This window comes from Schaalia sp. HMT-172, assembly GCF_030644365.1.
GTDB lineage: Bacteria > Actinomycetota > Actinomycetes > Actinomycetales > Actinomycetaceae > Pauljensenia.
Genome location: NZ_CP130058.1, coordinates 1347030 through 1360413 on the forward strand (window position 1 = coordinate 1347030; position 13384 = coordinate 1360413).

General features: G+C 67.1%; 10 protein-coding genes. 2 read left to right on the top strand and 8 right to left on the bottom strand.

Going from position 1 to position 13384, the window contains the following annotated elements; translation table 11 throughout:
- Window positions 1-159: 159 nt before the first annotated feature.
- From tpiA to uvrC, 8 genes are all read right to left on the bottom strand, one after another.
- Entirely contained in the window at window positions 160-936 is a 777-nt protein-coding gene (gene tpiA, locus QU663_RS05695) for a triose-phosphate isomerase (RefSeq protein ID WP_034480609.1), read from the bottom strand.
- A gap of 3 nt (window positions 937-939) precedes the next feature.
- Window positions 940-2130, bottom strand: a complete 1191-nt coding sequence (gene pgk / locus QU663_RS05700; protein WP_021611229.1) for a phosphoglycerate kinase — start codon at window positions 2128-2130, stop codon at window positions 940-942.
- 107 nt (window positions 2131-2237) lie between these two features.
- Complete coding sequence (gap, locus tag QU663_RS05705; protein WP_009056013.1) at window positions 2238-3245, bottom strand: type I glyceraldehyde-3-phosphate dehydrogenase; 1008 nt, start codon at window positions 3243-3245, stop codon at window positions 2238-2240.
- 203 nt (window positions 3246-3448) lie between these two features.
- Window positions 3449-4432 carry a DNA-binding protein WhiA gene (whiA, locus tag QU663_RS05710; RefSeq protein ID WP_034480606.1) on the bottom strand — a complete coding sequence of 328 codons (984 nt, stop codon included), beginning with the start codon at window positions 4430-4432 and terminating at the stop codon, window positions 3449-3451.
- Window positions 4433-4477: 45 nt separating this feature from the next.
- Complete coding sequence (gene yvcK / locus QU663_RS05715) at window positions 4478-5482, bottom strand: uridine diphosphate-N-acetylglucosamine-binding protein YvcK (RefSeq protein WP_021611227.1); 1005 nt, start codon at window positions 5480-5482, stop codon at window positions 4478-4480.
- A complete protein-coding gene (gene rapZ / locus QU663_RS05720) occupies window positions 5482-6477 on the bottom strand; it encodes an RNase adapter RapZ (protein ID WP_021611226.1) in 996 nt (331 codons plus the stop codon). The genes yvcK and rapZ overlap by 1 nt, the downstream gene beginning before the upstream one ends.
- A gap of 42 nt (window positions 6478-6519) precedes the next feature.
- Complete coding sequence (gene purT / locus QU663_RS05725) at window positions 6520-7743, bottom strand: formate-dependent phosphoribosylglycinamide formyltransferase (RefSeq protein WP_021611225.1); 1224 nt, start codon at window positions 7741-7743, stop codon at window positions 6520-6522.
- A complete protein-coding gene (gene uvrC, locus QU663_RS05730; protein ID WP_021611224.1) occupies window positions 7740-9755 on the bottom strand; it encodes an excinuclease ABC subunit UvrC in 2016 nt (671 codons plus the stop codon). Before uvrC ends, purT begins: the two co-directional genes overlap by 4 nt.
- A 186-nt stretch (window positions 9756-9941) precedes the next feature.
- Between uvrC and glnA the strand changes: the two genes are divergently transcribed.
- Together glnA and QU663_RS05740 are read left to right on the top strand one after the other, a co-directional pair.
- Window positions 9942-11366 carry a type I glutamate--ammonia ligase gene (gene glnA / locus QU663_RS05735; RefSeq protein WP_021611223.1) on the top strand — a complete coding sequence of 475 codons (1425 nt, stop codon included), beginning with the start codon at window positions 9942-9944 and terminating at the stop codon, window positions 11364-11366.
- Window positions 11367-11482: 116 nt separating this feature from the next.
- Window positions 11483-13348, top strand: coding sequence for a long-chain fatty acid--CoA ligase (locus QU663_RS05740; RefSeq protein ID WP_021611222.1), 1866 nt, complete (start codon window positions 11483-11485; stop codon window positions 13346-13348).
- The last annotated feature ends 36 nt before the right edge of the window (window positions 13349-13384 follow it).

Genomic DNA, 13384 nt, shown 5'->3' on the forward strand with positions numbered 1-13384 from the left:
CGGTCCAGTCTCTATCACGTTCACGCCCAATGCCGGGCACATACATGCTAAGTGTAACGGAGAATGACGGTGGGGCCAACCGGCACACCGGTTGGCCCCACCTCGCATCCGCTCCGACCCGGCCTAAGTGGCTGGGCGGGGCTGGCGCGTGATGTCTACTCAGGCGTAGAACGTCGCCATGGCGGCGAAGGAATCGGCCTTGAGGGAGGCGCCGCCGACGAGACCGCCGTCGACGTCGGGCTGGGCCATGAGCTCCTTGATGTTGCCGGGCTTAGCGGATCCACCGTAGAGGATGCGGGTGGCCTCGGCGGTCTCGGCGCCGAAGTCCTCGGCCAGGGCGGCGCGGATGGCGCCACACACTTCCTGGGCGTCCTCAGCGGATGCGGTCTCGCCGGTGCCAATGGCCCAGATGGGCTCGTAGGCGATGACGATCTTGGCGACCTCTTCGGCCTTCCAGCCGGCCAGGGCGGCGCGGATCTGGCCAAGGACGAACTCGACGTAGGTTCCGGCCTTGCGGACCTCAAGGGCCTCACCGCAGCACAGAATCGGGGTCATGCCAGCGTCGAAGACCTTGCGGGCCTTGGCGCCGACGAGCTCGTCGGACTCGCCGTGGTACTCGCGGCGCTCGGAGTGGCCCATGACCACGTAGGTGACGCCGAGCTTGGTGAGCATCTCGGTGGAGATTTCACCGGTGTAGGCGCCGTTGTCGTGGATGGAGACGTCCTGGGCACCGTACTTGATGCGCAGGTCGTCGGCGTCAACGATGGTCTGGACGGTGCGGATGTCGGTGAACGGCGGGATAACCAGGACCTCGCACTTGGAGTAGTCGTGTCCCGCGTCGGACAGCGCCATCGCCAGGCCCTGGACGAGGTGGTTGGCCTCGAGGTGATCGAGGTTCATCTTCCAGTTGCCGGCCATGAGGGGGGTACGTGCCATGAGTCAGTCCTCCAGAACTGCGATACCGGGCAGAACCTTGCCCTCGAGGAGCTCGAGGGAGGCGCCGCCGCCAGTGGAAATGTGGGAGAAGGTGTTCTCGTCGAAGCCGAGCAGGCGCACGGCCGCGGCGGAGTCGCCACCGCCGATAACGGAGAACATGGAGCCCGTGGACAGGGCTTCGGCGACGGCGCGAGTGCCGCCGGCGAACGCGTCGAACTCGAAGACGCCCATGGGACCGTTCCAGGCCACGGTCTTGGCGGTGGCCAGCTTGTCGGCGAAGAGCTTCTGCGACTCAGGGCCGATGTCGAGGCCCATCTGGTCCTCGGGGATGGCGTCGACCGTGACGACGGTCGCGGGCGCGTCGGCCGCGAACTCGGGGGCGACGATGACGTCAACGGGCAGGACCAGGTCGACGCCGCGCTCGGCGGCCTCAGCGATGTAGCCCTTAACGGTGTCGATCTGATCGACCTCGAGCAGGGACTTGCCCACGGAGTAGCCCTGAGCGGCCAGGAAAGTGAAGACCATGCCGCCGCCGATGAACAGCATGTCGGCCTTCTTCAGCAGGTTGGCGATGACGCCGAGCTTGTCGGAGACCTTGGAGCCGCCGAGGACGACGCCGTAGGGACGCTCGGGGTCGCCGGTGACCTTGGACAGGGACTCGATCTCCTTGAGCACGAGCAGGCCGGCGGCCGAGGGCAGCACCTTGGCGATGTCGTAGACGGAGGCCTGCTTGCGGTGGACCACGCCGAAGCCGTCGGAGACGAAGGCGTCGCCGAGCTTGGCGTACTCGCGGGCGAGCTCTTCGCGCTCCTCGTCAACCTTAGAGGTCTCGCGGGGGTCGAAGCGAACGTTCTCGAGCAGGGCGATCTCGCCCTCGCCCAGGTCGGCAACGGTCTGGGCGGCGGAGGGGCCAACGACGTCGGAGGCCAGGGTGACCTTCACGCCGGAGAGTTCAGCAAGGCGCTTGGCGACGGGGGCCAGCGAGAAGGCGGGATCGACCTTGCCCTTGGGGCGGCCGAGGTGGGCCATGATGACAACCTTGGCACCGGCGTCGGTGAGGGTCTTGAGGGTCGGCAGCGCCGCGCGGATACGGCCGTCGTCGGTGATGACGCCGTCCTTGAGCGGAACGTTGAAGTCGGAGCGGACGAGGACGCGCTTGCCGCGCAGGTCGCCCAGGGTGGAGATGGTCCTCACGAGGAGTCCTTTCGGTCTGAAGGCGGTGATGATGTACGAGATGCCCGTGCACGCGCGTGCACGGGCATCTCGCTGATCAGCTCATGGCTGGTGTTTCAGCTGTGTGCTCAGGCGAGCTTGGAGCCGACGAGGGCGGTGAGGCGAACGAGAGCGTTCGAGTAGCCCCACTCGTTGTCGTACCAGGACAGGACCTTGACGAGGTTGCCGATGACCTTGGTCTCGGTGGCGTCGAAGATCGAGGTGTGCGGGTCGCCCACGATGTCGGAGGAAACGATCGGATCCTCGGTGTACTCGAGAACACCCTTGAGCTCACCCTCAGCGGCGGCCTTCACGGCAGCCTTGACGGCCTCGACGGAGACCTCCTTCTTCGCGATGAAGGTGAGGTCGGTCAGGGAGCCGGTCGGGGTGGGGACGCGGACGGCGAGGCCGTCGAACTTGCCCTCGAGCTCGGGCAGGACCAGGGCGACAGCCTGGGCAGCACCGGTCTTGGTGGGGATCATGTTCAGGGCCGCGGCGCGGGCGCGACGCAGATCCTTGTGGGGGGCGTCGAGGACGCGCTGATCGCCCGTGTAGGAGTGGATGGTGGTCATGATGCCGCGCTCGATGCCGAAGTTCTCCTCGAGAACCTTGGCCAGGGGGGCGAGGCAGTTGGTCGTGCAGGAAGCGTTCGACACGATGTTCATCGTGGCGCCGTCGTACTTGTCCTCGTTCACGCCCATGACGAAGGTGCCGTCGACGTTCTTCGCGGGAGCGGAGATGACGACCTTCTTGGCACCGCCGTCCAGGTGAGCCTTGGCCTTCTCGCCATCGGTGAAGAAGCCCGTGGACTCGACGACAACCTCAACGCCGAGCTCGCCCCAGGGCAGATCGGCGGGGTTACGCTGTGCGAGCACCTTGATGTGCTTGCCGTTGACGATGATGCCCTCGTCATCGTAGGACACCTCACCCTGGAAGCGACCCGTGATCGAGTCGTACTTCAGCAGGTGAGCAAGGGTCTTGTTGTCGGTCAGGTCGTTAACGGCGACGACCTCAATGTCCGCGCCCTGCTCGAGAGCTGCGCGGAAGAAGTTACGGCCGATGCGGCCGAAGCCGTTGATGCCAACGCGGGTGGTCACTATGGTTCCTCCTGCTCGTGCCCTCACAGGGCACGGTTTTCGATGCAACCGGGCGTGCGGGTTGCCAGCCCGGCCCGCAGATTTCTGCGGTTCCAGCAGTTCCTAATCTACACCCGAAAGCGGACTCTGTCACAATCCAATTTCGAAATTTGCACGTGGGGTAATTCTCGTTTGGACCGGGACGAACGTAACAGGGGAGGAAGTCAGTCCTCTTCGAGCATGTCGAGAGTGAGGGCGGATTCGGTGTCCGGTATGCCGCGTTCGTGCGCGACCTTGTCCGCCAGGGCCAGGAGTCGGCGGATGCGTCCGGCGACGGCGTCCTTCGTGAGCGGCGGATTCGTGTGTTTGCCGAGCTCTTCCAGAGATGCCTGCTTGTATTGCAGACGGAGCGTGCCGGCCTCAAGCAGGTGTGCGGGCACGTCGTCACCGAGGATCTCGAAGGCGCGTTCGACGCGGGCACCCGCGGCGACGGCGGCGCGCGCGGAGCGCCGCAGGTTGGCATCGTCAAAGTTGGCCAACCGGTTTGCGCTGCCGCGGGCCTCGCGGCGTTCGCGGCGCTCCTGCCACGCCTCGAAGGTCTGGGGCGCGCCCATGGCGGCGATGAGGGTGCCGATGGCGTCGGAGTCACGCACGGACACGCGGTCGGCGCCTCGCACTTCCTTGGAGCGGGCCGCCGCTCCAAGCTTGCGTGCGCAGCCGACCATGGCCAGGGCGACCTCGGGGCCGGGGCAGGTGATCTCGAGAGAGGAGGAGCGACCGGGTTCCATGAGGGAGCCGCGTGCTAAGAAGGCTCCACGCCAGATAGCGGCGGCTTCGGCGCTTCCCGACGCGACGAGCACGGGGGGAAGCCCGCGCACGGGGCGGCGCATCGAGTCGACGAGACCGGTCAGTCGCGCGAGCTCGTCAGCCTTGTGGACGACGCGCACGACGTAGCGCTTGCCCCGGCGCAGGGAGGAGCCGGAGACGACGACCACGGAAGATTCGGCGTTGTACAGAGCCTGAAGGTAGGTGCGCAGCCTGCGCGCGGCGACGGGCGAGTCGAGCTCGGCCTCAACGAGGATGCGCCCACCGACGAGGTGGAGTCCGCCCGCGAAGCGCAGCGTCGCGCTTACCTCGGCGGCCACCTCGGAGGGGGTGGTGATGACGGCGCGCGCGAGCTCGTCCTTCATGTCTGATGTCAGCGACACGGATTCTCCCTATGGTGTCTGTTGTTTGTCAGCGGGCAACAGGTTCTAAGGTAACCACGTTTCGGCCTGGCCGACCTCCCCGAGGAAGCCGTCGAATGCGTCACGTAGGGCTGCGGCGAGGCGCAGCGGGTCGTGGTGGGGCGCCCCGTCGCCGGTGCGCACCTGGCGCAGCAGGACGCGAGCGCCCAGCTCCTCGGCGGCGACGATCAGGTCGTCGATGTCGTCGCAGGCGGTGGGGTCGGCGACGACGACGTCGAGTTTGAGCGCGGGCGCGTACTCGCGCAGCACCCGCACGTGATCGGCCGTCGACATCGTGTCGGTTTCGCCGCGCTGGCGGGCGAGGTTGAGCACGAGAGCACGGTGGGCGTCGGTCGTGGCCAGCGCTCGGTTGATCTCGGGAACCAGCAGGTGCGGGATAACGGAGGTGTACCAGGAGCCGGGGCCCAGGACGACCCAGTCGGCCTCAGAGATGGCCTCGATGACGGCGCCGGGCACCGCGGGAGCCTCGGGGGTGATGCGCACGTGCTCGACGGTGCCGGGCGCGACCGCGACTTTGGACTGGCCGGCGACGACGTAGCGGCGCCCGCCGTCGTTCATGTCGGCTTCGATGTCGATCGGGGTGGTCGACATGGGCAGGACGCGTCCCTGAGCCCCGAGGAGTCGGCCGACCCAGTCGAGGCCCTCGACGGGATCGTCGAGGAGCTGCCAGAGGCCGGAGATCAACAGGTTACCGAGGGCGTGCCCGTTGAGCGGGCCGGTCGTGTCCAGGCGCAGCTGCATGACGTCGCGCCATGTCAGGCCCCATTCGGATTCCTCACACAGGGACGCCAGCGCCATGCGCAGGTCGCCGGGCGGCAGGATCGGCATTTCCTGGCGGAGGCGGCCGGAGCTGCCGCCGTCGTCGGCGACTGTGACGACGGCGGTCAGGGCGCGGGTGATGTGGCGAAGGGCCCGCAGGGTCGCGGACAGGCCGTGTCCGCCTCCGAGGGCGACGATGGACTGGCCGGATTCTCCTCGTTGGACCCAGCCAGCTGCATCAAGGTAGGGCATTACTCTCTCCCAATGTCGCGGTGCATGACGCGCACCGAATGTCCGTGCTCGCGCAAGCGAGCGGCGATGGCCTCGGAGCATGCGACGGAGCGGTGCTTTCCGCCCGTGCAGCCGACGGCGATCGTGACGAATGGCTTCAATTCTGCCAGATAGCCGGCGAGCATGGGGGCCAACAAGTCGGCATAGCCGAGAGCGAATTCGCGGGCACCGGGCTGGGAGAGGACGTAGTCGGCGACGGCCTGGTCTTTTCCGGTGAGGTGACGCAGTTCGTCGACCCAGTAGGGGTTCTTCAGGAAGCGGACGTCGACGACGTGATCGGCGTCGAGGGGCAGCCCGTGCTTGAAACCGAAGGACTCGACGGTGACCTGCAGGGGGCGCTTCTCCCCCGCCACGATGTCTCGGATGCGTCGGGTGAGGTCGTGCACGCTCATGGCGGAGGTGTCGATGACCTCGTCGGCGGCGCGGCGCAGCGGGGCAAGCAGACGAATCTCTGCCTTGATGCCGTCCATGAGGGTGCCCGCCCCCTGGAGGGGGTGGGGGCGCCGGTTGGACTCGTAGCGTCGCACAAGGGCCTGGGGGCTTGCCTCCAGGAAGATGATGCGGTAGGCGATGCCGGCTCCCTTGAGTTGTTCGAGGGTCGCGTCCAGCGTGCGGAAGAAGGTGCGAGAACGCACGTCGACGCCGACGGCCAGGCGGTGTACGCCGGCAGCGGGGTCGTTGGACATCATGCCGACCAGGGCGGGCAGCATCGACGGGGGCAGGTTGTCCACGACGTACCAGTCGAGGTCTTCGAGGGCTCGCGCGGCGCCCGTGCGGCCCGCTCCCGAGTAGCCGGTGATGATGAGGACTTCGTTAGAGGCGCGGGGCTCGTACTTGACACGCATCATGTCGCGCACGGGGATGCCCTCGGGGAAGGTGCGCGGGTTTTCCTCCCTCGCGGACGAGGCCGGGGCGTCCGCGGCGCGTGGCGCTTCCTGGGGTGCGTGATCGGTCATGGTGTCCTCCTTGGGGGCGGGGTAGGCGTGTGCGGGGGCGTGCTATGCGCTGGGGCGCGCAGCGTCGTCGATCATGATGGCGGCTGCTGCGCGTCGGGCGATGACGCGCGATTCCTTGGGGGTGGTGGCGGTGGCGGCGACCACGCCGACGCGGCGCCCAGCGCGGCTGATCGGCTTGCCGAAGAGGCGCACGATGTCGGCGGTGGCCAACGCGGTGGCGACGCCACGGTAGGCCGGGGATGCGATGGCGCGCGCGGACTTGATGACGGCGGAGGCGCCGGGGCTGGCCAGGGCTGTGGAGGTGGGCAGGCCGAGGATGGCGCGCGCGTGGAGCTCAAACTCGGACTGGGGCTGGGTCACCATGGTGACCATGCCGGTGTCGTGGGGGCGAGGCGAGAGCTCGGAGAACCACACCTGGTCGCCACGCACGAAGAACTCGACGCCGAAGATGCCCAGGCACGGGCCGTTTCCGTGCTCGGCGAGGGCGTCGGTGACCTCCTTGGCCATGTGCCGGGCGGAGGCGAGCGCCTCCTCGCTCATCGCCATCGGCTGCCAGGACTCGACGTAGTCGCCGTCTTCCTGGCGGTGGCCGATGGGCTCGCAGAAGGAGGTGTGGACGCTGGAGCTTGCTGCGTCCCATGAGCGCACGGTGAGCAGGGTGATCTCGTAGTCGAAGTCGATGCCCTCCTCGACGATGACCACGCCGGTTGTCGCGCGCGCATCCTCCTCGGCGTGGGTCCACGCCGCCCGGGCCTGCTCGGGTCTGCTCACGCGAGACTGACCGTGGCCGGAGGAGGACATCGTGGGCTTGACGAAGGCCGGGTAGCCGACCTCGTCGAGGGCCTCCTCCAGCTCGGCCTCACTGCGCGCGAAGCGGAAGGCGGAGGTGCGCACGCCGGGCAGGGCGGCCGCCAGGGTGCGGATGCGCTGGCGGTCCATCGTGGCCTGGACGGCGAAGGCGTTAGGGACCACGCGCACGCCGCGCTCCTCCGCAGCGGACAGCTCGTCCGTGGCGATGGCCTCGACCTCGGGAACGATCAGGTCGACGTCGACGCCGTCAAGAACCTCACGCAAGGCGTTTGGGTCGCTCATGTCGAACACCAGGGAGGAATCGGCGACCTGCATCGCGGGAGCGCCCTCGTAGGAGTCTGCGGCAATCACCGTGCAGCCGTAACGCTTCAGGGCGATCGTCACCTCCTTGCCGAGCTCGCCGGAGCCCAGGAGCAGCACCCGCGCAGGAAGCGGCATCGGAAGCATCGTGGTCATGGTGTGTCCTCCCTTGACGATGCTGCAAGCCTATCGCGGATCGAAGCAGCGAGGGCGGGTCCCACGCCCTTAACCTCGGCAATCTGCTCGAGACTCGCCTCCCGAATCCGCTTCACGGAGCCGAAATGCTTGAGCAACGCCGCCTGGCGCGCGGGTCCAAGCCCCGGGATGGAGTCCAGCACCGAACGCCGCTGAGCCTTCGAGCGCCTCTTGCGATGCTTCGTGATCGCGAAGCGGTGGGACTCGTCGCGCAGATACTGGAGCAGATACAAAGCCTCCGAGGTGCGCGGCAGGATGAGGGGGAACTCGTCGCCGGGAATCCACACCTCCTCCAGGCGCTTGGCCAGGCCAACGACGGGCACGTCCGCGCCCACCGCGTCCAGGGCGGCGCGAGCGGCGTTGACCTGGGGCAGGCCGCCGTCCACAACGACCAGGTCGGGCCTGTACGAGAAACGCTTGGGACGCCCGGTCGTCTCGTCGATCGGGCCGGAGGCGAAGGCGACGCCATCCTCGTCCTCGCCCTTGACGCCGGCCTCCTCGGCGAGGAGCCGCGAGAAGCGACGGGTGAGGACCTCGTTCATCGCGCTCGTGTCGTCGGGCGTGCCGTTTCCGTCCTCGCCGCGGATGTTGTAGGTGCGGTACGCGTCCTTACGCGGCATACCGTCCTCGAAGACCACCATTGAGGCAACCTGGTTCTCCCCGCCCGTGTGCGAGACGTCGTAGCACTCGATGCGCAGGGGCGCGCCCGGCAAATCCAGGTTTTCCGCAAGCTGCTCGAGCGCCTTCGAGCGCGCCGTAATATCTCCCGCGCGCTTCGTGCGGTGCAGGGCGAGCCCCTGACGGGCGTTCTCCGTGACTGTCTCCATGAGCTGGGCCTTCGGGCCGCGCTTGGGCACGTGGATCGACACGGACGCGCCGCGGATCTGTGCCAGCCACCGCGCGATGGTCTCCTTTTCCTCGGGTTCAACGGAGACGAGCACTTCGCGCGGGATCGCCGAGGTCGGGGTGTGCGCGACGTCGTCCACGCTCACCGCCGCCACCTTCGTCGCACTCCCCGCCCCGGCCTCGTCCATCGACGCCGAGGAATACACCTGCTCGAGGAGGCGGGACATGAGCGCCTCATCCCCCGCCCCATCCACGCGCTCAATCACCCAGCCGCGCGTACCGCGGATGCGCCCGCCGCGCACGTGGAAGACGTAAACGGCGGCATCCAGGTCGTCGCTGACGAGAGAGAACACGTCCGCGTCCGACCCGTCGTCGAGCACGACCGCGTTGCGCTCGAGCACCGTGCGCAGCGCCTTGACGTCGTCGCGCAGCTTCGCGGCGCGCTCGAAGTTCAGCTCCGCCGACGCCTGGCGCATCTGCTCCTCGAGGTCCCGGATCACCGGGCCCGTGCGCCCCTCCATGAACTGGCACAGCTCCTCAGCGAGCTCGCGATGCTCCTCCATGGAGATGCGCCCCACGCACGGCGCCGCGCACTTGTCGATGTAGCCGAGCAGGCACGGACGCCCCTGAGCCTTCGCACGCTGGAATACGCCCGCCGAGCACGAGCGCATTGGGAAGACACGAAGGAGCTGATCGATCGTGTCGCGAATCGCCCACACCTGCGTGTACGGACCGAAGTAGCGTGACCCGGCCCTCTTGCGCTCGCGCGTGACCTGCACGCGAGGGAAGCGCTCCCCCATCGACACCGCCAGGTAGGGGTAGGACTTGTCGTCCTTAAACATGACGTTGAAGCGCGGATTGAACTCCTTAATCCACGTGAACTCCAGCGTGAGGGCCTCCACCTCGGAGCGCACGACGGTCCACTGAACGGCGCTCGCGGTCGTCACCATCTGCTGGGTGCGCGGGTGCAGGTTCGCCAGGTCTTGGAAGTAGTTGGTGAGGCGATTGCGCAGGTTCTTGGCCTTGCCGACGTAGATGACGCGCCCGTGAGGGTCGGAGAATCGGTAGACGCCCGGCGAGGTCGGAATGTCTCCCGTGCGGGGCCTGTACGTCGAAGGATCTGCCACGGTCCCAGCGTACGAGGCCGTGGCTGGGAGCGCCCGTCACCCTCTGTGGGCGTGCTCTATGTCATGAAACCTTTGAATAATGAAACCAATACGCGCGGGCGCCACCTGTAGGCATATACTGGACTTGGTTACGAATTGACCGATTCTTGACCATTGAGTACAGCTCTCCCACAAAGAAGGACGTTCATGTTCACCTCCACCCAAGAGGTCGCAGACTTTATCTCCGAGCAGAACATTGAACTCGTCGACGTCCGCTTCTGCGACGTCCCCGGGGTTCAGCAGCACTTTACGATCCCCGTGAGCGAATTCCTGGACGCCGCTTTGTCGGACGGTCTCATGTTCGACGGCTCCTCGGTGCGCGGATTCACCGCCATCCACGAGTCCGACATGAAGCTCATCCCGGATATCTCCTCCGCCTTCGTCGATCCGTTCCGCGACCGCAAGACCCTGGTCGTCAACTTCTCAATCGTCGACCCCTTTACCGACGAACCCTTCTCGCGCGACCCGCGCCAGGTGGCCGCCAAGGCCGAGGCCTACCTGCGCTCCACCGGCATCGCGGACCAGTGCTTTATCGGCGCCGAAGCCGAGTTCTATCTCTTCGACGACGTGCGCTACCAGGTCAGCCCCCACAACACCTTCTTCTCCGTCGACTCCCCCGAGGCGTACTGGAACACCGGCCGCGTCGAAGAGGGCGGCAACATGGGCTACAAGGTGGCCGTGAAGGGCGGCTACTTCCCCGTCTCCCCCGCCGACAAGTACGCGGACGTGCGTGACGAGATGAGCCGCCTCCTCGAGGAGGTCGGCCTGACGATCGAGCGCGCACACCACGAGGTCGGCTCAGGCGGCCAGCAGGAGATCAACTACCGCTTCGCGACGCTGCAGACCGCGGCCGACGACATGATGAAGTTCAAGTACGTCATCAAGAACTCCGCCCTCGAGTTCGGTCATTCCGCGACCTTCATGCCCAAGCCCCTGTTTGGGGACAACGGCTCGGGCATGCACACGCACATGTCGCTGTGGAAGAACGGCGAGCCCCTCTTCTACGACGAGCGCGGCTACGGCTCCCTGTCCGACACGGCGCGCTGGTTCATCGGCGGCCTGCTCGAGCACGCGCCCGCGCTGTTGGCCTTCACGAACCCGTCGGTGAACTCCTTCCGACGCCTGGTCCCCGGCTTCGAGGCTCCAATCAACCTCGTGTACTCGGCGCGCAACCGCTCCGCCTGTATCCGCATCCCCGTGACGGGCACGTCGCCCAAGGCCAAGCGCGTGGAATACCGCGTGCCGGATCCGAGCGCGAACCCCTACCTGGCGTTCTCCGCGTGCCTCATGGCGGGCATCGACGGCATCAAGCGCCGCATCGAGCCGGCAGCGCCGATCGACAAGGATCTCTACGAACTGCCCCCGACCGAGTACCAGGACATCGCGAAGCTACCGAGCTCCCTCGAGGCCGCCCTGGACGCGCTGCGTGAGGATCACGAGTTCCTCACCGAGGGCGACGTCTTCACGCAGGACCTCATCGACACGTGGCTGGAGTACAAGGAGACCAACGAGGTCGCCCCGATGCGCGCCTACATACACCCCTACGAATACCAGATGTACTACGACCTGTGATCTAACCGTCACTTGAGCGGCCCCCACCCCGATTGAGGGGCGGGGGCCGCGCCACAACCAGTAGACTCACATCGAACCTGTTGTTCAGTCTTTGAACCGACATCCCGGAGGACACGATGAAACGCATGCGTGACGGCTCCTACACGATCAAGCCGGCCTACAAGGTCGGGGAGCACGACATCATCCCCGACATGCTCGCCAAGCGGGCCGCCACGTTCCCCAAGCAGGTCGCCCTCGAGCAGCGCTCCTCCGTTGGCTCCACGCGCTCCCTGACCGCCGGCGAACTCCAGCGCCAGGTCGACTACACCGCCTGTGGCCTCATCGGCCTCGGAGTCGAGCAGGGGCACGCGGTCGCGATCCTCGCCTCCACCTCGTACGAGTGGCTCCTCCTGGACCTCGCACTCCTGTCCGTCGGCGCGATCACCGTCCCGATCTACGAGTCCGATTCCGCCTCCCAGATCCAGCACATCCTCACCGACGCGCACGTCACCCGCGTCTTCACGGCCACAACCCAGCAGGCCGAGCTCGTGCGCTCGGCCGCGCCGTCCTTCACGCTCTCGGTCGACTCCTTCGACCAGGGCGCCCTGCGCAAGGTCGCGCGCGCCGCCACGAACGTCACCATCGAGGACGTCGAACGCCGACGCGCCGCCGTATCCTCATCCGACATCGCGACCATCATCTACACCTCCGGCACGACCGGCAGCCCCAAGGGCGTGGCCCTCACGCACGCGAACTTCGTCGCAACCGCGCAGGGTGCGCGCCAAGTGCTCGGCGAGGTCATCGACTCCCCCGAGACCCGCCTCCTGCTCTTCCTGCCCGTCGCCCACGTGCTCGCCCGACTCGTCATGCACGTCATCCTCTCCGGCCAGGGCGTCCTCGGCTTCTCCCCCTCCATCAAGAATCTGCTGCCCGACATCCAGGCCTTCAAGCCTTCCGTGCTCCTCGTCGTGCCCCGCGTCCTCGAGAAGGTCTACAACGCCGCCTCCTCCAAGGCGGGCGGTGGCATCAAGGGTCGCATGTTCGCGTGGAGTGCCAAGCAGGCCCGCACCTACTCCCTCGCGTCCGAGAAGACTTTCGGTCCCGGCCCCTTCAAGAAGATCCGCCACGGCATCGCCGACGCCCTCGTTTTGAAGAAGATCCGCACGGTGCTCGGCCCCAACCTGCGCTACATCGTCTCCGGCGGCGCTCCCCTGGCCACCGACCTCGCCCACTTCTACGCGGGCATGGGCATTACCCTCATCCAGGGCTACGGCCTGTCCGAGACGACCGGCCCGATCGCCGTCCAGCACATCGGCAAGAACCCGATCGGCGGCGTCGGCCTGCCCCTGCCCGGCAACTTCATCAAGATCGCCAAGGACGGCGAGATCCTCGTGCGCGGCCAGTCCGTCATGCCCGGCTACTACCACCTGCCCGAGCAGACCGCCGAGGTCATGCCCGACGGCACCTGGTTCCACACGGGCGACCTGGGCTCAATCGACCGCAAGGGCCAGCTCACCATCACCGGGCGCAAGAAGGAACTGATCGTCACCGCGGGCGGCAAGAACGTCTCCCCCGAGGTCCTCGAGGACTCCCTGGCCACGCACCCGCTCATCGCCAACGTCATCGTGGTGGGCGACCAGCGCCCCTACGTCGGCGCGCTCTTCACTCTCGACGCCGACATGCTGCCGGATTGGCTCTCCAAGCACGGCCTGGCGCAGTGCTCGCCCACCGAGGCGGCCGAGCTGCCCGCCGTGCGCGAGTCCCTCGAAAAGGCAGTCGAACGCGCCAACAAGGCCGTCTCCCGCGCCGAGTCGATCCGTAAGTTCCGCATCATCGACGCCACCTTCACCGTCGAAAACGGCTACGTGACGCCGTCGATGAAGCTGCGCCGCCGCAAGGTCCTGACCGACTACGCCTACGAGGTCGACGCCCTGTACGGCGGCCCCGTCTCCGCGGAGCCGGCAAAGAAGCACGGCTTCTTCCGCCGCGCCAAGAAGAACTGATCTCACCACGCACGGCGCACAGCGCCCACCCCACGA